Raw genomic sequence first — 22,301 nt, forward strand, 5'->3', positions numbered from 1 at the left:
CTTCATTCACGGCTTTGGCCTCAGGTATTCGTGGCCGGTCCGGCAGCGGACATAGCTGAGACGCGGGCAAGTGTAGCCGGCGGTCGGCGTTCTTGGGCTTTGGGCGTCGGCAGCATGCTGGCTTCGATGAGCGGCCCATCACAGATCCGTTCCAGCAGGCTCGCCAGCACCGGTTCGTCCTCAAGCGTCAGCGTGAGGACACGAATGAGGTCGAGCAATTCGTCATTCCAGGTGTCGTGCCAAACCCCGGATCGCACTCGATCAAGTTCATTATTAGATTTTGCCGCTCGCCCTGCACCTTTGGCCGTTCGGTAACCGAGCCATTTGCTAAGCACCGACATGCCACTGACCTTGAAAGCCCACACTTCGGGTCTCACCCCGACGACCTTGCCGTTTCCAATGGTAAGCGTCTCAGTCTCGGCATCGTAAACAATGTTGGAACTATCCATAGGGATGCGTGTCACCGCTTCATCCCAGGCTATCCCTTCGACAAGCGGCACATGAGAACCAAGGCCGGCGGAAGGATCTTGTAACCGCTCTGCGAAAGTTTGCAGCCACAACCTGTGGCGCCCCGCCTCGACGGCCTGCCCCCAAAGGCTAGCGTCTGCCGTCATGGGGATACGAAGCCCGGGAGTCCGCAGCGCATCAGCAAATCGGCTCTGATAAGCGGACGCGTTCAGTATTGCATAGGTATAGGCCGCCACCTCCTCGACAGTAGGCGGCGCAATCCCCAGCGCTTTACTGAGCAACTCGCTCACACCCGCCGTCAGATTTGGCTCCTCCGCCGCCCGATCACGCCACAGTGGGATAATATCTTTTCCACCGCGACCATGAAAGTAGTGAAGATCAGGAACGTATGCGGACGCCGTGAGCGCTGGCCCAACGCCGAGTTGACCGGTGAGCGTCGAACTCAGGAATATTTGCTTATCTGAGGCTGACTGCCAGAGCGAAGGGCTGTCGGTCTTCGCCAGACGAGGGTCGTCGAGAGCCCATTGGCGGTCGAAGCTTCGATAGCCATACCCCCGGATCGGTTCAGGCGAATCCCCACTCTCCGAGTCGCTAAGCCGCGCATAACCATCAACCTTCGTATCGACATTCCGCCCGGAGGTGGCGGTGTAGAAAAGTGCCGCTTTTCTTTCACGTGGCGCTGCCGCAATCGTCGCCCATCGCTGGGCCAACAATTCAGGAGAGGGAGCCACGGGCCAAGTGCGGCCGAACTTGCATCCAGGCTGCTGCCACGGGAAGATATCAGTTATCAGGGGCATGGTCGCCCACTCGGCGTCGCCGGTAGTCGGCGTGAGCGGAGCCATCCAATCCGCCGTCGCCTCGGTCCATTCACCGGCGAGGGGATCACCCGCCGCGGCGATGGCCGACATTGCAGCGAGCTTGCTTTCCCTGTCGCCACGAATACGGCGGTACCGGACGCGTGCCGGGTTCGCTCGATCCGAAACTCCGTCACGAACAAGGACAACGATCGCCACCGGCGTCTCGATGGCGAAGACATTATCCTCCGGATTCGCGCCGTGATTGTCGCCTCCGAGATCGAGCACCCAGATGTCGTCGGCCAGTTCCCTCGCCAACTGACGTAAGCCGACGAATCCTGGACCTGCGAGCCAGCTTGACCCGGTAATGAACGATACAATACCGGGCCCGCCACCCTGCGCCTCAAACGCTTTCCACAAGGCCCACCGCCAAAAGTAAACATACAGGTTATACAGACTAGCATGATGGCTGAATATTGTATTGGCACGAGCGACATCTAGAATATCATCAAAAATACTTTTGCCGCTGTTGCGCCCCGGAACCGCGCCGTTGAGCACCCAGCCGCCAGAGCCCCGACCGGCTATATCCCGCTCAACCCGACGATAGGGCGGGTTGCCGATGACAACGGTGACGGACTGCTCAAGTTTAATTCTTTGGGCGCGTTGCTGCTCAGCCGCAAGAACCTCTGCGTCGCCAAAAAACTCCGCCTGTTGGGGCGGTTGGAACGGCGACTCCAGCGTATCAGTCAAGACGACCTGAGCAGAGTGCGGGCCCCCATCCTCACCTGCAAGTTCTGTCAGGCGTCGGCCGAGCCTCAGGTGTGATACCGAATACGGACCGGGCAGCAGCTCGAAAGCAAAGAGATTGTTCGCTAAATTCCGAGCGGCCTGCCGCGCGCCGGCTCTGCCGCGGATAACGATCGCCTGCTCAACGGCCTTGTCGATGACGGCGAGTGGAAAAGCGCCCGAGCCCGCGGCTGGATCGAGTGTCACGACCGAGCCCTCGGCGAGGCCCAGACGCAAGCTGAAGCGCTCCACCAGCAAGTGGTTTGTAATATGGGTCATCGCCCGAACGACAGCTACGGGCGTGTAGTAAACGCCTGCTTGTCGCCGCTCATCGGGATCATAGGCGCTCAGGAAATCTTCGTAGAAATATAGCCATGGCTCCCCTCTGGAATCAGAGCTGGTGTTGACGCGACCGACGTCAATGGCGCTGATCAAGGTCTCCAGCGCGCCCAGTTCGACGGCCGCCGCGTTTCGCAGAACGGGTTTGTCCATCAACGGCGCGAACGCCGCCGCCAAAACTGGGTTGGATTGGCGGAGGGCGGCGCGCGCCTCCTCCACTGTGACCAAACCGTCCCCGTCAGCATCCGACCCTTCGGCGCCAAGCGCTGCGATAACCATGCCGTAGGCCAGCACCTGCGCGACTCCGTCAGCGAAGTCTCTGGTGGTGCCCGTCGGCTGGACGTGCTGTCTCCAAGCTCGATCCGCCCTGGGCCGCCACAGCCGCCGGGCCCGATTGATCCAACAGCCAAAGAAGCCGGTCTCGGAGGTCGGCCGTCCTGAGGGCGAGCCGTGCCGATAGGTCACGCACACTGACAATTGGAGTAGGATTGAGGTCGACAAAGAGGCGGAGCAGGCGAATGAGGCCCTCTGCGCGCCACACGTCCGGCGCCGCGAACGGCAGATCCACAGGGCCGTCGTAAGGCTCACCGTCGCGATAGATTTGAGCGTGAACGCCATTGCAGACGATCAGTATTTCCGCCTCATGCGCCATGTGTGACCACTGACGCGCGTTTCGGCCTGACCAGGTTGAGGCATCCACAGAAATACTTGGCGCCTTCAGTTCGATAAAACCCTTTTGCCGGGTTTGACCCGCTTGGGTGAGCAAGACAGCGAAGTCTGGCCGCGATCGATCAAGGCGCGTTTCTCGGATCATCCGAAAATCGCCCAGTCCAGCCTCTGCCGCAATTCCGGAGAACAGATTGCTTACCGGCGTCGTCAGTTGCGCTTCCTCCTCCGCTGATACGGCTGCGCCGGAGGCAGCGTGAACGGCTGAGTGGTAAGCTCGGGCAAGATCAAGGATCGACATCGCTTCAGCATATGGATTGCAGCTAGGCGGCGAAAGTCCGCGCTCGAGGCATGGACGTCGTCACAGCAGCGAAAGCCCCATGATTCAGGTGCCATTGCGTTTAGCGTGCTTTTGTTCTATAAATGTTCTCATGGAATCCACCGCCCACGCCCCCTTCAAAGCCCTGCTCGTCGAGTTGGTCGAGGCTGGCATGGAGGTCTCGCGCGAGATGATGGTCGGCGTCCGTAAGGCGACCGACCACGACCAGCGCATCGCCTACGCCGCCGCCCACGATCGCGCCGCGCGATCGGTGCGGTTGAGCATCAGCCTGCATGAGCGGTTGGAGCGCGCCGAGCGCGAGGCGGCGCGCGAGGACGCCGTTTCGGCGCAGCCCCTGCTTGAGGTTCTGGAGCGCCGGGTCCAGCCGAAGCTCGATCTGAAGAAGGCCCAGGTGCGCGCCGCCGTGCGCCGCTCCATCGAACAGGAGCATGAGGGCGAGGACGCCGCCATGCTGGACGAGGCGCTGGAGATCTGCCTGTCGGAGCAGGCGACGAACTACAGTTTCATGGACCGCTCGGTCTCCCAGAGCGTCGAGATCATCCGGAAATCCCTGCGCCTGCCGCCGACTCCGCGGATGTGGCTGCCCCCGTCGCAGGATGAGCAGAAGGCCGCAGGGCCACCGCCCGGCCGGCCCGCAAATCGCGCGCCATCCTGATCGCCCGTCCTGATCGCCCGTGCGCGGCACGGCTTTGCTTCCATCCCGGCCCCCAGCCCGCGCCCTTCGGCCGGGCTTGCGACCCATGGGCGTCGTTCTCGCCGCCGCGCCCTTCAGGGCTCGCAGGGCGAAGCTGCGTTGCCACCGCCCCGCGGCGATGGCTAGCTAGCGGGCTGCGGGCGGACCCGCCTCCCAGGAGCTGAACGGCATGGCCTCGACGTCCGACCCCACCCCCACGGTCAGCCCCTATGGCGCCTGGGCCTCGCCGATTTCGGCGGAGAGCCTGGCCAAGTCGGCCATCGGGGTCTCGGACCTGCGGGCGGCGGACGGCCGGCTCTACTGGCTGGAGAACCGGCCCGACGAGGGCGGGCGGCTGGTGGTCATGACCGGCGACGCAGGCAGCGACACTGGCGGCGACGCGGGCGACGCGCGGGCGCTGACGCCGGAAGGCTTCAACGTCCGCACCCGCGTGCATGAATATGGCGGGGCGTCCTACCTGGTCGTCGGCGACACCCTCTATTTCTCCAACTTCGCCGACCAGCGGCTGCACGCCCAGGCCCTGAGCGACCGCGACGCCGCCCCCGTTCCGCTGACGCCCGCCGGCTACCGCTACGCTGACTATGTCGCCGCCCCCACCCTCGCATTCGGCGGCGGGCTGATCGGCGTGCGCGAGGATCACACCGATCCGGCCGACGTCAGGAACGCCATCGTCGCGCTATCAGGGGCCGCCGGCGACGCCGGCCGCGTGCTGTTCGGCGACAGCGATTTCGTGGCCTATCCGCGCGTCAGCCGCGACGGCGCGCGCCTGGCCTGGATGGCCTGGGATCATCCCAACATGCCGTGGGACGACACCCGGCTCTATGTGGCCGACCTTGGCGCGGACGGCCTCGCCAATGTCCGGCTGGTCGCCGGCGGCGGGGCGGAGGCGGTGATGGAGCCGCAGTGGGGGCTGGACGGCGCCCTCTACTTCATCTCCGACCGCACCGGCTTCTGGAACCTCTATGTCCTGCGCAGCGAGACGGCCGAGCCGGTCCTGCCCATGGACGCCGAGTTCGCCCGCCCGCTCTGGGGCCTGGGGCAATCCAACTACGTCGTCCTCGATGACGGCCGGATCGCCTGCGTCTATGGCGCCGCCCACGGCGACCAGCTGGCGGTGATCGACCCCGCCGCGGGTTCCGTGCGCGAGATCGCCCTGCCCTTCACGGTCATCGGCGCGATCCATCTGCTGGACGCCCAGACCCTGGCGCTGACCGGCGCCTCCGGCGTCGAGACCTCGGCGGTGGCGACGGTCGAGCTGGAGACCGGCCAGGCCACCGTGGTCCGCCGCCCCTCGCCGGCCCAGCTGGCGCCGCGCCACGTCTCGGTCGCCCAGGCCATCACCTTCCCCGGCCCCGACGGCCGCGAGGTCCACGCCCTCTACTATCCCCCGGCCAACGCCGATTTCACGGCGCCTGAGGGCGAGGCGCCGCCCCTCATCGTCCAGGTCCACGGCGGCCCGACGGGCAAGGCCTCGGCCGCCTTCAGCCTGGCCAACCAGTACTGGACCAACCGCGGCTTCGCCGTCGTCGATGTCGATTACGGCGGCTCCTCCGGCTATGGACGCGCCTATCGCCAGCGCCTGAACGGCCAGTGGGGCGTCGTCGACGTCGAGGACGTGATCGCCGCCGTCCGCCACCTCACCGCCCAGGGCCTGGCCGATCCCGACCGCGTCGCCATCCACGGCGGCAGCGCCGGCGGCTTCACGGTGCTGGCCGCCCTGTCGCAGAGCGACGTCTTTTCGGCCGGCGCCAGCTTCTACGGCATCGCCGACCTCGAGGCCCTGGCCCACGACACCCACAAGTTCGAGAGCCGCTACCTCGACAACCTGATCGGCCCCTATCCGGCCGCCCAGGCCGTCTACAAGGCCCGCTCGCCGCTCAACCACCTGGAAGGCTTCCGCACGCCGCTGATCGTCTTCCAGGGCGCCGACGACCCCATCGTGCCGCCCAACCAGGCGCACATGATCCTGGGCGCCCTGCGCGAGCGCCAGCAGCCGATCGCCTACATGGAGTTCGCCGGCGAAAGCCACGGCTTCCGCCGCGCGGAGAACATCATCGCCGCCAAGGAGGCCGAGCTCTACTTCTACGGCCGGGTCTTCAAGTTCACCCCGGCCGACGACCTGCCCGAGGTGCGGATCGAGAACCTGCCGAAGCCGTGAGGGAAGGCTAGAGCCCCTGGATCAGCAGGAAGCGGAAGGTCGCCGCGCCCAGGCGGTGTTCGCGCGCCGCCTGGTAGGCGGGGCTGTCGTACCATGCCTTGGCGTCCTCGAAGGTCGGGAACTCGAGGAGGACGACGCCTTCGGCCGGCGCGCCTTCCAGCGCCTCGACGCGGCCGTTGGCGGCCAGCGCCTTCATGTCCGGGCGACGCGCGGCGCCGACGGCGGCGCTATAGGCGGCCATGCCCTCGGCGTCGGTGGTCTCGTCGCGGATGGCGATGATGTAGGCGCTCATGGCTGGTGGTCCTCTTGAGGGATGAGGACCGCTGGCGGCCCTCGAGTGGCGTCTCTCTAGCCGGCGGCGGGCGCCGACGCTGGACGCGGCGTCAATCCCGCGGTGCGAAGCGCCGGCTTGAACAGGCTGTAGACAAAGCCTGCCCCGATCAGGGCGGCGGTGACTGCGAAGGGCAGGTTATGGCTCAGCTGGTAGAGTCCGACGAACAGCGGCGACATGATGTTCAGCGCGCCGCCGACGGCGCCGGCGATCCCGGCGACCCGCCCCTGCTCGCCCAGGCTCACCGCCAGCGACATCCCCGCCGTATAGCCCGGCCGCACGAAGCTGAAGCCGACGCAGCAGATGGCGAAGCCCGCGACGATCATCGTAAACTGGCTGGCGGCCAGCAGCACCAGCGCGCCCAGGAGGGCGATCCCCCCGCCCCAGAGGATCAGGTGGTTGGGCTTCATCCGGAAGATGCGGATCAGCCCCCACTGCCCGGTCAGGCCGGCGACCGCGCCGATCATCAAGGCGATGGCGATGGAATGCTGCGCCTCCATCAGGTCGCCCTTCACCGTGTCGATGATCAGGAAGGGCAGCATCTGGCCCAGCGCGCCTTGGCCGACGCCGGTGGCGATGCCGACCACCACGAACGGCATGATCCGCCCGTCCTTCCAGAACGGCGTCTTCGCCAGGGCGGCCGCGCTCGCCCCGCCGGCGACGAACGCCGGCTCCTCCTCCAGCCTGGGCCCTTCGCGCAGGTTCGCCGCCACCAGCACCGCCGCCCCGGCCGACAGCACGGCGAAGATCAGCATCGGCCCGGAGAAGCCGACGAACGGCAGGATCAGGAAGGGCGCCAGCACCGGGCCGATGATCGTCCCCATGCTGCCGGCCCCGGCCAGGCCGGCGATCGCCTTGGCCCGGTCGTCCCGCGGCGTGCGCTCGGTGACGAAGGCCTGCGAGGATGGCATGATCGCGCTGCCCACCAGGCCGAACACCGACCTCGCCGCGATCAGGCAGGGCGCGATGATGAACCAGGGGGCGAGCTTGTGCGTCCCGGCCGCCACCACGGCCGCGCAGAGGACCATCGAGACGGTGAAGCCGCCCAGGCCCACCAGCATCACCGGCTTGCGCCCCAGCCGGTCGGAGGTCCGCGCCCAGAAGGCCGACATCAGGACGATGCACAGCGAGGAGGTCCCGAACGCCGCCGAAATCAGCGCATCGGGCAGGCCCATGGTCCGGCCCACGCCCGGAAGCACGGACATCAGACCCTGGTGGCCGATCGCCATGATGAAGTTACAGGCGAACACGGTCGCAAACGCCAGACGCGACAGCTTCACAGCGCCCTCGTCCGCATGCCGCTCGCGGCCTTCCTGATGACTTCCGCCACGGCTCCGTCCCCCGCCCTCCGCTTAGAGCGCCAGGCGGCGATCGTCCACCATCGGCAGCGCATACCGATCGACGCGCTGGTGGGCCCGGCAGGACTCGAACCTGCAACCAGACCGTTATGAGCGGTCGGCTCTAACCATTGAGCTACAGGCCCCTGCAGCGAACTTGCGCGTTACCATGGGCTGCACGGGCCATAAAGGCTGCGTTCAGGTAAGCTCAGCCACAACGACGGCTCATACGTTCGAGGAGACCTCCATGAAGACCCTGTTTCGCGCCGCCGCCCTGGCTGGCTTGATGGCCACGGCGGCGTTGCCCGCGACGACGGCCCTGGCGCAGACGGCGCCTGCCGCCGACACCATGTTCCGCGCCACCACCTTCAACCTCTCGGCCTACGGCGAGACCCGCGTCGCCCCCGACATGGCCACCATCAACCTGGGCGTCATGACCGAGGCGCCGACGGCGGCGGCGGCCATGCGCGCCAATGCGCAGAAGATGACCGCCGTGATGAGCGCGCTTGGCAAGGCCGGCATCGCCGCCAAGGACATCCAGACCTCGAACCTGAACCTCTCGGCCCAGTATCAATACGCCGAGAACCAGCCGCCGAAGCTGACCGGATACCAGGTCTCTAACCAGGTGACGGTCCGCGTGCTGGACCTGGCCAGGCTTGGCCCCGCCGTCGATGCGGTCGTGGCCTCGGGCGCCAACCAGGTGAACGGCATCGCCTTTGGCCTCGACGACCCCTCGGCCGCCGAGAACGCCGCGCGCGAAGACGCCGTCAAGGCGCTGGCGGCCAAGGCCGATCTCTACGCCAGGGCCACGGGCTACCGCGTCAGCCGGCTGGTGTCGCTGAGCGAAGGCGGCGGCTACACCCCGGCCCCGCCCATGCCGATGATGGCCATGGCCAAGCGCGAGTCCTTCGACGCCGGCACGCCGGTGGCCGGCGGCCAGCTCTCCGTGCGGATCGACGTGACGGGGCTCTACGAGCTGTCGCGCTAGAACCCAGCGCGCTTGAAGGCGCGTTCCAGCCGGTCGGCCATCATCAGGCCGGGGAAGGCGCGATCGCCCTCCATGACGGCGGCGTAGACCAGCGGTCGGCCCGGAACCGGGCCGGCCGCCCAGCCGACGCCGCGCGAGGCGTCTGCGACGGTGTTGCAGCTCAACCGGCGCGGCCGGCCGTCGCGGGCCACGGCCTCCAGCAAGGCGCCTGTGTCCCGGGTCTCCGGCGTCTCACAGGCTGGCAGCTTGGCGTCGCACGCGGCGTGGTCGTTGTAGCGATAGATCTGTCGGCCGGACTTGGCGTCCGCGATCAGCACGCAGGTGTTGGGATCGCCGATGGCCCGCGCGACGGCCCCGTCCAGGGTCTCCTTCGACACCCCGTCCGGCAGCCGGGGGCCGCACGCAGCGAGCATCAGCGCCAGCGCGGCGGCAAGGACGATACGCATCAGTCGGCAGCCTTCTTGATCGCGTTCCCCTCGCCTAGAAGCACGACGGTCGGCGCATAGTTCTGCGCCTCTTCGGCCGGCATCTGGCCGTAGGCGACGATGATCACCTTATCGCCTTTCTGCACCAGCCGCGCGGCCGCGCCGTTGACGCCGATCGTGCCGCCGCCGCGCGGCGCGGCGATCGCATAGGTGGTGAAGCGCGCGCCATTGGCGATGTTCAGCACATCCACCTGCTCGTTGGCGAGGATGCCCGAGGCCTCCAGCAGATCAGCGTCGATGGAGATCGAGCCCTCATAGTCGAGGTCCGACTGGGTCACCGTCGCGCGGTGAAGCTTGGCGCGCATCATCGTCAGTTGCATGGGGTGGATATACGGATCCCACGTCTGCGCTTCAATCAGCGTACGGTCTGCGCCCGCAGGAAGGCGGTCATATCCGCCAGCACCGGAGCGCGCTTGCGCAGCGGACGCGACAGGGCCAGCACCAGCCTGGGGTGGTCGAGCCCCTCATAGGTCTTTTCCTCCACGGGGACGCCGCGGGCCCTCAGCACGCCGGCCAGGGCGTGAGTGTTGCGCGGATAGACCACCTTGTCCTCCGATCCGGTGGCCAGGAACGCCGGCGGCAGGGAGGCGACCGCGCCCGTCCGCGCAAAAGTCATCGGCTGCGTCGCCTCCAGATCTGCGACGTGGCCGAAGGTGCGGCTGGTGATCGGGCCTTCCAGCGGCAGGAAGTCGTAGGGCCCAGCCAGGCCCGCCACGGCGCGGATGGCCCCGGGATCAACGCCGGCCGCCCTCAGGAAGCGCGGGTCCAGCGCCAGCATCACGGCGTTATAGGCGCCGGACGAGTGGCCGATGAGAACGATCCGCGTGGGGTCGCCACCGATCGCCGGACCATGATCGACGGCCCAGCGCACCGCCTGCGCGCCGTCCTCCAGAAAGCCCGGGTAGCGCACCTGCGGATAGACGCGATAGTCGGCGACGATCGTCACAAAGCCCTGGGCGGCGAGCGCGTGGCCGACCCAGCCATAGTCCTTGCGCCGCCCGCTATCCCAGCCGCCGCCATAGAAGAACACCGCCATGGGCGCGGCCTTCATGCGCCGCTTCGGGGCGTAGACATCAAGGCGCTGGCGCGGGTCTGAGCCATAGGCCGTCCCGCGCTCGACCACCGCGGCGGGGTCCTTGGGGGCCAGGGTGGCGAACAGCGTCAGGGGGGCGCAGGCCGCTGCAAGCGTGGCCGCGCAGGCGGCGAGGATCGGAGACAGACGCAAAACCAGGTTCAGCCTTCGCTCTCGCCATCCAGCAGCGGGCCGCTCATCGGCGCCGGCGCGTCGGCCTGATCTTCCCGAGCGCCGAACTGGGGCGCCCAGAACCATTGATCGAAGTGTTCGATCACCACAGCTTCGTAAACGGCGTTCAATCGATCCAGCTCCGCCTCGAATCCCGGCCCGCGGGTGTCCGACGTCGTCATGCGGAAGGGCTCGAGGAAGACCAGCCGGAAATGCGCGCCATGGGTGCGCAACATATAGGCCGGCACGATGGCGGCGCCGGTGGTCACCCCCAGTCGCGCCGCGATCCTGAGGTTTCCCGCCAACCGCCCAGGCCGATCAAGCCTCGGCGCATTCACGCGTCCGCCCAGGAAATCATCGACGAACAGCCAGGCCGCCCGCTCCCCACCCGTCAGGCATCGCTGCAAGCGCTTCATCCCCCCCGGCCACGCCGGGAAGGTGAGCGTGCCCGCCCGGTCCCGCGCGCCGCTGATCAGGGCGTAGTCCGCGGCGCTGCGCGGCGGCTGGTGCGGCCCAAGGGCGCGGCAGCCCAGCCGGGGCAGCATGGCCGGTAGCAGCTCCCAGTTCCCCATGTGCAGCGGCGCGACCAGCACCGGCGCGCCGCCAGCCTGCGCCGCCCGCAGGTGCGCTTCGCCTTCGACGCCCACCCGGTCGAGCAAGCGCTCCAGCAGGTAGATTTCCGTAAGCGTGCGCCCCATGCCGCGCCACATCCGTCTCATGGCGGCGTGGGTCTCCGCCGCGCCGGCGGCGTCGGGCCTGCAACGGCGCCAGTTGGCGCGGGCGCGGGCGTCGGCGCGGCGATAGTCGAAGCCCCGAACGACCACGGCGACCAGCACGCCGAGCCCTGCGCCCGCCGCCGAGGCGATGTCGACGCCGCCAAGCCGCGCCATGGCGCCAAACACCCGATTGGAGAGCCTCACCAACGCCTCTTGCAGGGCGGGACGCGCCTCAGCCATGCCCGAAGGGGCAGCGCGAAGGCGCCGACGCGGGCGCCACGGCCCCAACCGCAACAACCCCGTCGCGCGGATGCAGCGTCATCGGCAGCCGCTCGCCGGGCCGCAGGGTCATGTGGCAGACGGGCTCGACCACATGGCCAGCCTCGAGCCGCAGCTCGAACCGTTGAGCGATCACCGCGACGCAGAGGATCGCCTCGGTCAGGCCGAACGCCTGGCCGGGACAGACCCGCGGCCCCGCGCTGAACGGCACATAGGCGTATTTCGAGACTGGCCCCACGCCACCCGGCATGAAGCGTTCCGGATCGAATTCATTGGGCTGCGGCCACAGCTCTTCATGACGGTGCAGCAGCCAGGGCACCACAAGCATGGTGGAGTCCCTGGGGATCGCCTTGCCGTTGAATTCCTCATCGACGATCGCCTCGCGGGAGAGGTGCGGCACCGGCGGATAGAGCCGCAGGACCTCCTCGATCACAGCCTGGACGAATGGCAGCCTGGCCACGTCGTCGAGCGTCGGCGGGCGGCCGGCCAGACTGGCGTCGACCTCCGTCTGCAGGCGTTCGCGCGTCCCCTGATCCTGCGAAAGCACGAACCAGGTCCAGGCCAGCGTATTGGCCGTCGTCTCGTAGCCCGCCATGAACAGGACGGCGATCTCGTTGCGCAATTCCTCTCGGGTCAGCGGCTGGCCATCGGCCTCGCTGGCGGCGATCATCTGGGCGACCAGGCAGGTCGGCGCGTCGCGTTCGGCGTCCAGGTCATCGATGATGGTGTCGAGCACTCGGTTGATCTGGCGCACCGCCCGACCCACGCGAAGGTTGGGCGGCCGCGGAAACCATTCCGGCGCACCAGCCACGGTCAGCCAGTCGATCCCGGCGGTCGCCGCCTGGTAGCGGGCGAAGCCGCCGACGATAGCCCGGGCATGGTGGGCGCCCAGCGCCCGACCAAACAGGTTGCGACAGATGATGTCGGCGGTCAGCTCCCCCATATCGGCCAGCACATCGACCACCGCGCCAGCTGGGACGCGCGCCCACCGCTCGCAAAGCGCCTCGGCGGCCTCGACCATCACGGGCGCGAACTGCGCGAGCTTGGACGCATGGATGATCGGCGCCACCAGCGCACGGCGTCGACGCATGGTCGCGCCCTCGCTGATGAACAGCCCGTCGCCGATCAGAGGCCGCAACATCCGACGCATCTCGCGGCTCTTGCGCTCAAAGGCCTGGGCTTTTGTGTTGAAGACGTAGCGCGCCGACTCCGGACTGTTGCAGAGAAATATATTTCGATTCAGTACCTTCGTCGGGCTGAAACCCCAGACAAAGGCGTCGGCCTCCCAGACGCTGATCAGGTTCTTGCGCATCAGCTGTACACGCCGCCACGCGCTAAGGCGTCCAGCCGGCCTGGGCGGATAGGGAGGCGTATAGCCGGGCACGCGATCTCCCAGACCATTGCGGCCGCCACTCGGGGGAATCCCGGGCCGGCCATAGTCCATGTCCGCGGAACAACAGACCTTTGACAAGCCCTCAGCGCGCCGATAGCGCCAAACGCATGGCGCTGCGCACCCTTTTCGTCACCCGCCTCTATGAGGCCGAGCTCGCTGGCGAGCGCGGCTTTGCGCAGTTCAACGCCGATCTGGTCGACGCCTGCCAGATGCTGGCTGACGAAGACGCCGCCGGGCGCGCCTGGTGCCGGTCTAACGGCTATGGCGGCTACACCTCCTACGCGTCCCTGAGCGACCTGCCGCAGCGCGCCAGCGCCTTCGCAGCCCTCAAAACCAGGCTCGACAGGCACGCCCGCGCCTACGCTGAAGCCCTCTCGCTAAACCTGGGCGGCGGCCGCCTGCGGCTCGACGACCTCTGGATCAATGTGCTGAAGCCGGGCGCGGCCCATACCGGCCACATCCACCCGCACAGCGTCCTGTCGGGCACCTATTATGTCGACGTGCCTGCGGGCGCGAGCGCGCTCAAGCTCGAAGACCCCAGGCTGCCCCTGATGATGGCCGCCCCGCCCCGACTCAGCGAGGCGCCCGAGGAGGATCGGACCTTCGTCTACCTGCGACCTCAGGCTGGCACGCTGTACCTCTGGGAAAGCTTCCTGCGCCACGAGGTCCCCGCGAACGGCGCGCGCCGCCCGCGGGTCTCGATCAGCTTCAACTACGGCTGGCGCTGACGGCCTCTCCCTGCTTCGCAGGAGTGCAAGGATCGCGCCTTAGAAGTTCACCGTCGCGCCGACCCAGTAGGTGCGGCCATAGTTGGCCCACTCCTGCAGGTTGCGACGCGTCGGGCCGGTCACTTCCTGGCGGCCGGTGTTCGACAGGTTCTGGCCCTCGGCGAACAGGCTGATTCTGTCGGTCAGGCGGTACGAGACCGAGGCGTCGAACAGGTGCCGGCCCTTCCAGTACTGGTCAGAGTTCGGGTTGGCGTCGTTGATCGTTTCCAGCTGGCCGCCGATGTAGTTGTGGCTGACCCGGGCCTCGAACGGCCCGCGCTGATAGTAGACCGCCATGTTCGTGGTGATCTCGGGCTGCTGGAACAGGCCCGTCGTCCGAGGACCGGCCGCCGTCAGATAGGTGAACTTCGTGTCGAGCAGCGTGATGTTGCCGTTGAAGCCGAAGCCGTCGAACGGCGTGGGCAGGAAGGTGAAGGCCTGCTGGATAGCGAACTCCACGCCCTTGATCTTCGCGGCCTGCGCGTTGGTCGGCGTCGAGACCGTCACGGCCTCCACGCCCCGGCCGACGTCGATATTCTGCGTCGAGGTCAGCGTGAATATCTCGTTCTTGATGTCCTTCTGGAACACCGCCAGCGAGACCAGACCGTCGCGCGGGTAGAACTCGACCGACAGGTCAAAACCTTCGCTATCGCGGGGCTTCAGGTTCGGGTTGCCGCGGCTGACCGTCGGTTGGCTGCCGTCGAAGCTGACGTTCTCGTTGGCCGCCAGCGAGCCGAAGTCCGGCCGACCGATGGTGTTGGTCCAGGCGGCGCGGACGATGATGTTGGACGCCACATCCCAGGTCAGGTGCAGGCTGGGAAGCCAGTTTCCGTAGGCGCCCTCGTTGCTGACCGGGGTCAGGGTCGAACCCACGGTTCGCACCGCGTCGGAGGAGACCTTAGTCTTCTCATAACGCACGCCGCCCAGAACGGTCAGCGGGCCGGTCTTGTAGCTGGCCTGCGCATAGCCGGCGTAGATGTCTTCCTTGACTTGATAGTCGCCGGTTCGCGGCGAGGTGGTGGCGGTGAAACGGCCGATGTTGGCGCGGATGAAGGCTTCGGCCTTGTCGGCGTCGATACGCGGCGACAGCAGGTAGCGGTCAGCGATCAGCGCCTGCGGGCCCAGAGCCGAGACCTGGTCCAGGGTGTAGGCGAAGCGGTAGTTGGTCTGGGCGTTCAGGAAGTCACGTGTCGATGACCGCAGCAGGCCGCCGAACTTGGCCTGGAAACGGTTGTCCATCGCGCCCTGGTCGAAGGCGAAGTTCACGCGACCCTGCGTCACCTTCTCGTCGGTGGCGGTGATCGCGGCGCGGTGCTGCTGAAGGGTGAAGTTGGCCGGGTTGCGGATCGCCGCCTCATTGATCGGCGTGAACACCGGGAACAGCGGGTTCGTCGTGTCATAGGTGAACGCGTAGTTCGCCCCTTGCGCGTCGACCGTGCGGAACTCCACCGACTCGTTGGGCGTGCTCAACTCGGCCTTTGAATAGACGAGGTCGCCGTCGGCGACCCAGTGCTCGGCGAACTTCCACTCTGCGCCGGTGCGGGCCATGGCGATGTCGCGCTTGGTCACCGGCTGGTTCAGCTGGATCACGGCGCGACCGCGGGCGAAGGACCCGCTGGTCGGGGTCTGGTTGGCGACGGCGCCGAGCGGCTCGATGCGGAACTCGATCCGCTCTTCGTCGTCTTGCATGCTCGCAAAGAGGCCCGAAGCCTCCCACCGAAACGTGTCGGTCGGGCGATACTCGAGCTTGGCGTTCGCCCCGCGGCGCTGCTTGGTGTTGTTGTACCAGAAGAGGCGCTGATAGGTCGGCACCTGGATGCCGTTGCCAGTCGGCGCGCCCGACGCGACAGGCGCGCCAGCGGCGGTGTATTCGCGGACCGATGGGTCCTGCGATTCCACCTGCGGGATGTCGTAGTCCAGCTGCTCCAGCGAGCCGCCGACCACCACGCCCCATTCCTCCTGGGCGCCGAAGGTCGTGCCCGCCGCGAAGGAGGCCCGGTAGGATTGCTTGTCGTTGCGCACGTCGCCCGAGCGCTCATAGAAGCCGAGCGAGCCCATGGCGCTGACGAACGGACCAGCGTGGTCGAAGGCGCTGCGCGTCTCGACGTTGATCACCCCGCCGATGGCGTTGCCGTCGTTCTCCGGGGTCACCGTCTTGATGACTTCCAGCTTGCCGACCATCACCGAGGGCACGATGTCGAGCGGCACGGTCCGGCCGCTTTCGTCCACCGACGAGACGATGGCGCCGTCTATGGTGGTGCGGTTGTAGGTCGAGCGCAGGCCGCGGACGACCTGGAAGCGCGGCTCGCCCTGGTCTTCCATGACCGAGATGCCCGGGATGCGGCGCAAGGCGGCGGCGGTGTTGTGGTCGGGCATCTTGCCGATGTCGTCGGCCGAGATGACATCGGCGACCACGAACTCGGTGCGCTTGGCTTCGATGGCGGCCTGCTGCGCCTGGCGCTGGCCGGTGATGACGATCTCGTCGACCTCTTGGCCGAACGCCAGACCCGGCGCCGAAAGCGCGCTCGCGCCCAGCAGGATCGCCGTCAGGCTCCACGATTTGCTACGGTTGAACATGGCGCCACCCCTCAGTGTGCAGTTGCGAACTGGGGGTCGCTTAGGGGTGGTGTGTGACAGTCGCCGCAAAGCTCAATGTCGGTTCGATGACTTCGCAGAACCGTCACGGGCGCAGCCTATGGCCGAAGCCACGGTGTAAGGGATGGAGCGCGACATGATCCGGATATTGGCGCTGGCGACGACGCTCGCCGCCACGGCGGCCTCAGCTGAGCCACAGTTGCGCCCCGGGGCCGAGACCGTCCGCCGCTACCCCGCGCCGGAAGCGCGCCAGGGCGTGGCGGTCGACGCCCGCTTCGTCTACGCCGTCGCCAACTCGACCATCGCCAAATACGACAAGCAGACCGGCGCCAAGGTCGGTGAATGGAAGGGCGATCGCGCCCGCTTCCCGCACATCAACTCCTGCAGCCTGATCGCCAAAGAGCTGGTCTGCGCCAGCTCCAACTTCCCGGCCGCGCCGCACTGGAGCGCTGTTGAGATCTACGATCCCGCCACCATGACCCACAGACGCAGCGTGCCCCTGGGCCCAGGAACGGGTTCGGTCACCTGGGTCGAATGGAAGGACGGCGCCTGGTACACCGCCTTCGCCAACTACGACGGCAAGGGCGGCGAGGCCGGCCGCGATCACACCGCCACCGCGCTCATCCGCTATGACGCCAAGTGGCGGCGCACCGGCGGCTGGCTGTTCCCGGCCAGCGTCCTCGCGCGCATGGCGCCCATGAGCTCTTCCGGCGGCGGTTTCGGCCCTGACGGCCGGCTTTACGTCACCGGCCACGACAACGCCGAGCTCTATGTCCTGGAGCTGCCGAAGGACGGCGCGGTCCTCGACCACGTCGCCACCCTGCCCATCGAGGCCGAGGGCCAGGCGATCGACTGGGATGAAGGCCAGCCCTGGATGCTCTACGGCATCAGCCGCAAGGGCGGCGAGATCCTGGCGATGAAGGTCCCGCCGGCGCCTGTCAGATAGCCCTTATTTCGTCATCCCCGGGCTTGTCCCGGGGATGACGAACAGTTCGGTCAGCTGTCCAGGAAGCTCCGCAGCTTCCGCGACCGCGAGGGGTGCTTCAACTTGCGCAAGGCCTTGGCCTCGATCTGGCGGATCCGCTCGCGGGTCACGCTGAACTGCTGGCCCACTTCCTCAAGGGTGTGATCGGTGTTCATGCCGATGCCGAAGCGCATCCGCAGCACGCGTTCTTCCCGCGGCGTCAGGCTCGCCAGGACCCGCGTGGTGGTCTCGCGCAGGTTGGACTGGATCGCCGCGTCGATCGGCAAGATCGCGTTCTTGTCCTCGATGAAGTCGCCCAGGTGACTGTCTTCCTCGTCGCCGATCGGCGTCTCGAGGCTGATCGGCTCCTTGGCGATCTTCAGGACCTTGCGCACCTTCTCCAGCGGCATGGCCAGCTTTTCGGCCAACTCTTCCGGGGTCGGCTCGCGGCCAATCTCGTGCAGCATCTGGCGGCTCGTGCGGACGATCTTGTTGATCGTCTCGATCATGTGCACCGGGATGCGGATGGTCCGCGCCTGGTCGGCGATCGAACGGGTGATCGCCTGCCGGATCCACCACGTCGCATAGGTCGAGAACTTGTAGCCGCGGCGGTATTCGAACTTATCGACCGCCTTCATCAGGCCGATGTTGCCCTCCTGGATGAGGTCCAGGAACTGCAGGCCGCGGTTGGTGTATTTCTTGGCGATGGAGATCACGAGGCGCAGGTTGGCCTCGACCATTTCCTTCTTGGCCTGACGGGCTTCGCGCTCGCCCTTCTGCACGGTCTGGACGATGCGGCGGTAGTCGTCGATCGGCACACCGGTCTCGGTGGCGAGGGCCGCGATCTCGGCGCGGATGTCGCCGATCTGGCCGCCGTCGTTCTCTGAAAACTTGGTCCAGCGCACGCCCAGCGCCTTCACCTCTTCACCCCACGCCGGCCGCAGTTCAGCGCCGAAATAGGCCTTCAGGAACTCGGCGCGGCTGATGCCGTAGCTGTCGGCCAGCCGCAGCAAGCGGCCTTCCAGGCCCATCAGGCGCTTGTTGATCGCGTAAAGCTGCTCGACCAGCGCCTCGATGCGGTTGTTGTTGAGCTTCAGCGTCTTCAGATGCAGGACGATCGCGGCCGAGGCGGCGACATAGGCCTTGCGGTCCTTGTCCGTCAGGTCCTCGCCCTTCAGGCGCGCGCCGACCAGCTTGTCCTGCAGCAGGCGGAAACCTTCGAATTCGACGGCGATGGCGTCCAGCGTCGTCATGACGCCGTCGCGCAGTTCGGCCTCCATCGCACTGATGGTCGGGCCCGCGCCGTCGTCGAAATCATCGTCGTCGTCGCCCTTGGCTTCGGCCGAGCCCTCGGCGGCCTCCTCAGGCTCCTCCTCTTCCTCGGCGTTCTCAGCCGCCAGCGCCGCAGCCGCGGCGTTCTGGCCGCCGTAGGTCTGCTCGAGGTCGATCACTTCGCGCAGCAGGATACGGCCGCCGCCCAGTTCCTCGCGCCACACCATGATGGCCTCGAAGGTCAGCGCGCTTTCGCACAGACCGCGGATCATGGTGTCTCGGCCGGCTTCGATGCGCTTGGCGATGGCGATTTCGCCCTCGCGCGACAGCAGCTCCACAGAACCCATTTCGCGCAGATACATCCGCACCGGATCGTCCGTGCGGTCGTAGGCGCTTTCCTTGGCGGTCTCGACGACGGCGGTCTCTTCGCGCACCGAGACTTCGCCGCCCTCGCCGTCTTCCTCGGCCTCGACGACGTTGACGCCCATTTCCGAGAGCATGGCCAACGTGTCTTCAATGGCTTCGGAGGTCACTTCCTCCGACGGCAGCACCTTGTTCAGCTCGTCCATCGTGACGTAGCCGCGGGCCTTGGCCTGCTTGATGAACTTCTTGACCGCGGCGTCGGTAAGGTCGAGCAGCGGACCGTCGCCGCCCGTGGTTTCCGGCGCTTCCGTTTCGGCGGTGGTAGTGCTCATTCAGCTCTCCGAAGTCGACTTACGCGCCTGGACCAAAGGGCCTGACCCCGGGCGCGGGTCGAAAAATGGTGGTCCGGAACGAAGTACGAAGGTCCTGCGACCTTACGACCCGCCCGATGTCCAAAACGTTCCAAAAAAAGCATGCCTTCCAGCAAGCTCACGCGAATTTTGAACACAAGTCCGCTTCGCGCATTCACGGGTTTGAGCTGGAGCCCCGCCGCAAACGCTGTAGCCGACTCGCGCACCGCCGCGAGCGCTGGGGATTTCCGCGTATCGAGGAAGGTATCCGTTTGTGATTGGCGCGCCCGATGTCCGCGGCGGCCGGTGGATCCTGTCGAAAGCGCGCTAAACCCGCACAGGGCCAGATGGCGTGCGCACCTCTTAGAGTCAAGATGGATAGGCCGCCTAAGTACGCGGAAGCTTAGTGCAAACTGCCCATGGCCGGTTCTTCGGTCACGGTCCAGTCGCTGTTCAGCCGGCGGCGCAACACGTCGCGAAGGGTCTTCAGGCTGATCAGTTCGCCCATCATGTCCGGATCACGCTCCAGGTCGCGGATCGCGTCCTCCACGGCCAACTCCAGCGACTTGACCTCCATCAGGAGATCGTAGGCCTGCCGCCATAGGTCGCGCGCGCGCTCGCCAGTGGCCGCCAGGAACGGCGCGGCGACGCCTGCGCGGCTCGCGTCGCGCTCCAGCCTCGCCAACATCCCGGCGTCAAATCCGCGCTCAGCGAGCGCCCGGGTCGCTGTCTCCTGATCGAGGTGATCGGCCTCGAAGCGCAGGCTCACGAGGTCCTGTGCCAGGCGGTCCAGCCGAGCATCGCCAAAACCGCTGGCGCTGATCCGCTCGATGCTCGTCTCCATCACCGCCGGATCACGCACCGCCGCCAGAGCGAGGGCCGCCGCAAGCGGTAAAGGCGACTGGGCCAGCGCGCTGGCCGCCCGCTGGCCCTGCGGAGTCGCCCCGGCCAGAACCGTCCGGCGCTTGCCCCAGCCGTGCTGCGACAGCGCCCGGCCCGCGGCGCTGGCGTCATAGGGGCTTGGCGTCGCCCGCGGGAACAGGGCGTCGAAACGGGCCAGCAGGAATTCCTTGTAGGCGCCGGCCAGATCGGCGTCGGCGATGGTGGCCGCCAGCTTACGCAGCCGCACCTTCAGGTCGGTGCGCTGCTCCGGCGTGTCCAGGGGCGCGGCCTGCCGCTCGCGCAGGAAAAGCGCCTCGGCGAAGGGCGTTGTCTCGGCCAGCTGCTTCTTCAGCGCCGCCGCGCCTTGCTCGCGCAGCACCTCGTCGGGGTCTTTGCCGCCCTCGACCAAGGCGAAATTGAAGCTGCGCCCCGGCCTCAAGAGCGGCAGCGCCCGGTCCATGACCCGCCCCGCCGCCTGGCGTCCTGCCCGGTCCCCGTCGAAGCACAGGGTCGGATCGGGGTGGTGACGCCACAGGAGCTCCATCTGCTCCTCCCCCAGCGCCGTCCCCATGGCCGCCGCCGAAGGCAGCCCCGCACGCTGGCAGGCGATGACGTCCATATAGCCTTCGACCACCACTAGCGGCGGCGTCTCGCCGGAGGGGGCGGCGGCGATGATCTTGCGGGCCCCGGCCAGGCCATAGAGCACCTGGCCCTTGTGGAAGACCGACGTCTCCGGCCCGTTGAGGTATTTGGCGCGGGCTTCCGGGTCCATGGCCCGACCGCCGAAGGATACGATCCGGCCGCGAGCGTCAGCGATCGGGAAGATGATCCGGTCCCGGAAGCGGTCGTAGGGCGCAGCGCCATCCTCCGGGGCGATCAACAGTCCCGCCTCAACCAGCTCGCCGGGCTTGGCCCCCTTGGCGATCAGATAGTCCTTCAGCGCCGTGCGCCCATTGGGCGAAAAGCCCAGCCGGAAGCGCGACCATTCGCTCTCGGGCAGGCCGCGACGCTCCAGATAGGCCCGCGCCTCGCGACCCGCAGGTCGACGAAGTTCGCCCTCGAACCACTGGGCGGCCGTCTCCAGCCAGTCGCCCAGGCCCTGGCGCTTCTTCTCCTGCTCGGCCGCACGCGGATCGACCGCCGGCAACGGCACGCCCGCATCGGCCGCCAGCCGCTCGACGGCTTCCGAGAACGAGAGCCGCTCGGTCTCTTGCAGGAAGGTGATGATGTCGCCGGTCTTGCCCGACGAGAAGTCGAAGAACTGGCCCTTGTCGTCGTTCACGTAGAACGAGGGCGTCTTCTCCTTGGTGAAGGGGGAAAGCCCCACATACTCGCGGCCTTGCCGGCGAAGCTTCACCGTCTTGCCAATGACGTCGGACGGTCGCAGGCGAGACTTGATCTCGTCGAGAAAGCGTTCGTCGAACCGTCCAGCCATGGCGCCCTATGGGAACTCGTGTCTGAGCCCTTCGTAAACCGACTCAGTGGCGGCTGCGCGATCCTTCTGTCGAGGTCCTCAAAGCGCTGAGGCGCGGGACAACTGAAGACCCTCTGTGGATAAGTTGCGCCTGACCCCCCCGCCAAGGTCCTGGCGGGGGGAGCGTATCGGTCCTAGTGGTTCGCCAGGATGATCGAGACAATCACGCCGGTGGCCGCGGCGGCCAGGATGTAATTGCCGTCAACCTGGCGCCATTCATAGCCGCGGCGCGGCGCGGCCAGATGATGGCGGCGGTAATCGATCCGCTGGCCGCGGTTCCAGTCAGCGCGCTCGATGCGGCCGCCTTTGCGCCAGCCGTTGTGGCGGCCATTGTCGTGACGGCCGTTCATGCGCCTGTCGTCGCGCTGGTCGTAGCGCTGGTCGTCGTGGCGCGGCGCAGCGAAGGCGCTGGCGGCCGAACCGCTGAGGATCAGAACGGCGGCGGCGGCGGTCATTAAGCGCTTCATGGGTCTCTCCTGGGTTGCGAAACCACACTGGCGCCGCGGGGATGCACCTGTGCTGAACGCACCCGGTCCGTGACCGTTCATGTCGCCGCCCAGGAAGCACTTGCCTAAACCGCCCTTCCGTTGGACCGTGGCCCAAACCGGCGAAAAACA

At 67.2% G+C, this 22,301-nt stretch carries 17 protein-coding genes, 1 tRNA gene and 1 pseudogene; 5 read left to right on the forward strand and 14 right to left on the reverse strand.

What is annotated here, in order from left to right; genetic code table 11:
• Nucleotides 1-20 precede the first annotated feature (20 nt).
• Both BN1313_RS16345 and BN1313_RS16605 read right to left on the reverse strand, forming a co-directional pair.
• Nucleotides 21-2,681, reverse strand: a complete 2,661-nt coding sequence (locus BN1313_RS16345) for a type ISP restriction/modification enzyme (protein ID WP_176695993.1) — start codon at nucleotides 2,679-2,681, stop codon at nucleotides 21-23.
• A gap of 13 nt (nucleotides 2,682-2,694) precedes the next feature.
• On the reverse strand, nucleotides 2,695-3,354 hold the full coding sequence (locus BN1313_RS16605) for a hypothetical protein (RefSeq protein WP_176695994.1): 660 nt from the start codon (nucleotides 3,352-3,354) through the stop codon (nucleotides 2,695-2,697).
• Between the two features lie 130 nt (nucleotides 3,355-3,484).
• Here BN1313_RS16605 and BN1313_RS12105 point away from each other — a divergent pair, with 130 nt between their 5' ends.
• Together BN1313_RS12105 and BN1313_RS12110 are read left to right on the forward strand one after the other, a co-directional pair.
• Nucleotides 3,485-4,048: a hypothetical protein gene (locus BN1313_RS12105; protein ID WP_091740954.1), complete on the forward strand. Its 564-nt coding sequence runs from the start codon at nucleotides 3,485-3,487 to the stop codon at nucleotides 4,046-4,048.
• Between the two features lie 208 nt (nucleotides 4,049-4,256).
• Nucleotides 4,257-6,245, forward strand: a complete 1,989-nt coding sequence (locus tag BN1313_RS12110; protein ID WP_091740957.1) for a S9 family peptidase — start codon at nucleotides 4,257-4,259, stop codon at nucleotides 6,243-6,245.
• 7 nt (nucleotides 6,246-6,252) lie between these two features.
• On the opposite strand, the gene BN1313_RS12115 is transcribed toward BN1313_RS12110, so the two are convergent.
• The 3 genes from BN1313_RS12115 to BN1313_RS12125 form a co-directional block, all read right to left on the reverse strand.
• Complete coding sequence (locus BN1313_RS12115) at nucleotides 6,253-6,537, reverse strand: DUF1330 domain-containing protein (RefSeq protein WP_091740960.1); 285 nt, start codon at nucleotides 6,535-6,537, stop codon at nucleotides 6,253-6,255.
• A gap of 56 nt (nucleotides 6,538-6,593) precedes the next feature.
• The gene (locus BN1313_RS12120; RefSeq protein ID WP_091740963.1) at nucleotides 6,594-7,856 is read right to left on the reverse strand and encodes an MFS transporter; all 1,263 of its coding nucleotides are present in this window, start codon (nucleotides 7,854-7,856) and stop codon (nucleotides 6,594-6,596) included.
• 127 nt (nucleotides 7,857-7,983) lie between these two features.
• Nucleotides 7,984-8,059 (reverse strand) — tRNA-Ile (locus BN1313_RS12125).
• 101 nt (nucleotides 8,060-8,160) lie between these two features.
• On the opposite strand from BN1313_RS12125, the gene BN1313_RS12130 reads away from it, so the two are divergent.
• The gene (locus BN1313_RS12130) at nucleotides 8,161-8,901 is read left to right on the forward strand and encodes an SIMPL domain-containing protein (protein ID WP_176695995.1); all 741 of its coding nucleotides are present in this window, start codon (nucleotides 8,161-8,163) and stop codon (nucleotides 8,899-8,901) included.
• Here BN1313_RS12130 and BN1313_RS12135 read toward each other — a convergent pair.
• From BN1313_RS12135 to BN1313_RS12155, 5 genes are read right to left on the reverse strand one after another with little or no spacing between them, the layout of a single operon-like run.
• Complete coding sequence (locus tag BN1313_RS12135; protein WP_091740969.1) at nucleotides 8,898-9,347, reverse strand: hypothetical protein; 450 nt, start codon at nucleotides 9,345-9,347, stop codon at nucleotides 8,898-8,900. The genes BN1313_RS12130 and BN1313_RS12135 overlap by 4 nt on opposite strands.
• The gene (gene panD, locus BN1313_RS12140) at nucleotides 9,347-9,706 is read right to left on the reverse strand and encodes an aspartate 1-decarboxylase (protein ID WP_091740972.1); all 360 of its coding nucleotides are present in this window, start codon (nucleotides 9,704-9,706) and stop codon (nucleotides 9,347-9,349) included. Before panD ends, BN1313_RS12135 begins: the two co-directional genes overlap by 1 nt.
• Before the next feature lie 35 nt (nucleotides 9,707-9,741).
• Entirely contained in the window at nucleotides 9,742-10,611 is an 870-nt protein-coding gene (locus tag BN1313_RS12145; RefSeq protein ID WP_245620184.1) for an alpha/beta hydrolase, read from the reverse strand.
• A gap of 8 nt (nucleotides 10,612-10,619) precedes the next feature.
• Nucleotides 10,620-11,549: a lysophospholipid acyltransferase family protein gene (locus tag BN1313_RS12150; RefSeq protein ID WP_176695996.1), complete on the reverse strand. Its 930-nt coding sequence runs from the start codon at nucleotides 11,547-11,549 to the stop codon at nucleotides 10,620-10,622.
• Nucleotides 11,550-11,577: 28 nt separating this feature from the next.
• Entirely contained in the window at nucleotides 11,578-12,936 is a 1,359-nt protein-coding gene (locus BN1313_RS12155) for a cytochrome P450 (protein ID WP_218054362.1), read from the reverse strand.
• A gap of 188 nt (nucleotides 12,937-13,124) precedes the next feature.
• On the opposite strand from BN1313_RS12155, the gene BN1313_RS12160 reads away from it, so the two are divergent.
• Nucleotides 13,125-13,745, forward strand: coding sequence for a TIGR02466 family protein (locus BN1313_RS12160; protein ID WP_091740983.1), 621 nt, complete (start codon nucleotides 13,125-13,127; stop codon nucleotides 13,743-13,745).
• A 39-nt stretch (nucleotides 13,746-13,784) separates the two neighbouring features.
• On the opposite strand, the pseudogene BN1313_RS12165 reads toward BN1313_RS12160, so the two are convergent.
• A pseudogene (locus tag BN1313_RS12165) lies at nucleotides 13,785-16,322 on the reverse strand (TonB-dependent receptor); the annotation flags it as partial.
• A gap of 193 nt (nucleotides 16,323-16,515) precedes the next feature.
• Here BN1313_RS12165 and BN1313_RS12170 point away from each other — a divergent pair.
• Nucleotides 16,516-17,325: a Kelch repeat-containing protein gene (locus BN1313_RS12170; protein WP_091742668.1), complete on the forward strand. Its 810-nt coding sequence runs from the start codon at nucleotides 16,516-16,518 to the stop codon at nucleotides 17,323-17,325.
• Nucleotides 17,326-17,375: 50 nt separating this feature from the next.
• Here the strand turns inward: BN1313_RS12170 and rpoD are convergent, their stop codons facing one another.
• The 3 genes from rpoD to BN1313_RS12185 all read right to left on the reverse strand — a co-directional run bounded on the left by rpoD (nucleotide 17,376) and on the right by BN1313_RS12185 (nucleotide 22,151).
• The gene (rpoD, locus tag BN1313_RS12175) at nucleotides 17,376-19,310 is read right to left on the reverse strand and encodes an RNA polymerase sigma factor RpoD (protein ID WP_091740988.1); all 1,935 of its coding nucleotides are present in this window, start codon (nucleotides 19,308-19,310) and stop codon (nucleotides 17,376-17,378) included.
• 421 nt (nucleotides 19,311-19,731) lie between these two features.
• Nucleotides 19,732-21,645 carry a DNA primase gene (dnaG, locus tag BN1313_RS12180; protein ID WP_091740991.1) on the reverse strand — a complete coding sequence of 638 codons (1,914 nt, stop codon included), beginning with the start codon at nucleotides 21,643-21,645 and terminating at the stop codon, nucleotides 19,732-19,734.
• Nucleotides 21,646-21,818: 173 nt separating this feature from the next.
• Complete coding sequence (locus BN1313_RS12185) at nucleotides 21,819-22,151, reverse strand: RcnB family protein (RefSeq protein ID WP_091740994.1); 333 nt, start codon at nucleotides 22,149-22,151, stop codon at nucleotides 21,819-21,821.
• Between the last annotated feature and the right edge of the window lie 150 nt (nucleotides 22,152-22,301).

The organism is Phenylobacterium immobile (ATCC 35973) (assembly GCF_001375595.1).
GTDB lineage: Bacteria > Pseudomonadota > Alphaproteobacteria > Caulobacterales > Caulobacteraceae > Phenylobacterium > Phenylobacterium immobile.

What these genes read in the sequence shown, in the direction of transcription:
- BN1313_RS16605 (WP_176695994.1), bottom strand. Translation starts at nt 3,354, where the DNA reads ATGTCGATCCTTGATCTTGCCCGAGCTTACCACTCAGCCGTTCACGCT.
- BN1313_RS12105 (WP_091740954.1), top strand. Translation starts at nt 3,485, where the DNA reads ATGGAATCCACCGCCCACGCCCCCTTCAAAGCCCTGCTCGTCGAGTTG.
- BN1313_RS12110 (WP_091740957.1), top strand. Translation starts at nt 4,257, where the DNA reads ATGGCCTCGACGTCCGACCCCACCCCCACGGTCAGCCCCTATGGCGCC.
- BN1313_RS12115 (WP_091740960.1), bottom strand. Translation starts at nt 6,537, where the DNA reads ATGAGCGCCTACATCATCGCCATCCGCGACGAGACCACCGACGCCGAG.
- BN1313_RS12130 (WP_176695995.1), top strand. Translation starts at nt 8,161, where the DNA reads ATGAAGACCCTGTTTCGCGCCGCCGCCCTGGCTGGCTTGATGGCCACG.
- BN1313_RS12135 (WP_091740969.1), bottom strand. Translation starts at nt 9,347, where the DNA reads ATGCGTATCGTCCTTGCCGCCGCGCTGGCGCTGATGCTCGCTGCGTGC.
- panD (WP_091740972.1), bottom strand. Translation starts at nt 9,706, where the DNA reads ATGCAACTGACGATGATGCGCGCCAAGCTTCACCGCGCGACGGTGACC.
- BN1313_RS12155 (WP_218054362.1), bottom strand. Translation starts at nt 12,936, where the DNA reads ATGCGCAAGAACCTGATCAGCGTCTGGGAGGCCGACGCCTTTGTCTGG.
- BN1313_RS12160 (WP_091740983.1), top strand. Translation starts at nt 13,125, where the DNA reads ATGGCGCTGCGCACCCTTTTCGTCACCCGCCTCTATGAGGCCGAGCTC.
- BN1313_RS12170 (WP_091742668.1), top strand. Translation starts at nt 16,516, where the DNA reads ATGATCCGGATATTGGCGCTGGCGACGACGCTCGCCGCCACGGCGGCC.
- rpoD (WP_091740988.1), bottom strand. Translation starts at nt 19,310, where the DNA reads ATGAGCACTACCACCGCCGAAACGGAAGCGCCGGAAACCACGGGCGGC.
- dnaG (WP_091740991.1), bottom strand. Translation starts at nt 21,645, where the DNA reads ATGGCTGGACGGTTCGACGAACGCTTTCTCGACGAGATCAAGTCTCGC.
- BN1313_RS12185 (WP_091740994.1), bottom strand. Translation starts at nt 22,151, where the DNA reads ATGAAGCGCTTAATGACCGCCGCCGCCGCCGTTCTGATCCTCAGCGGT.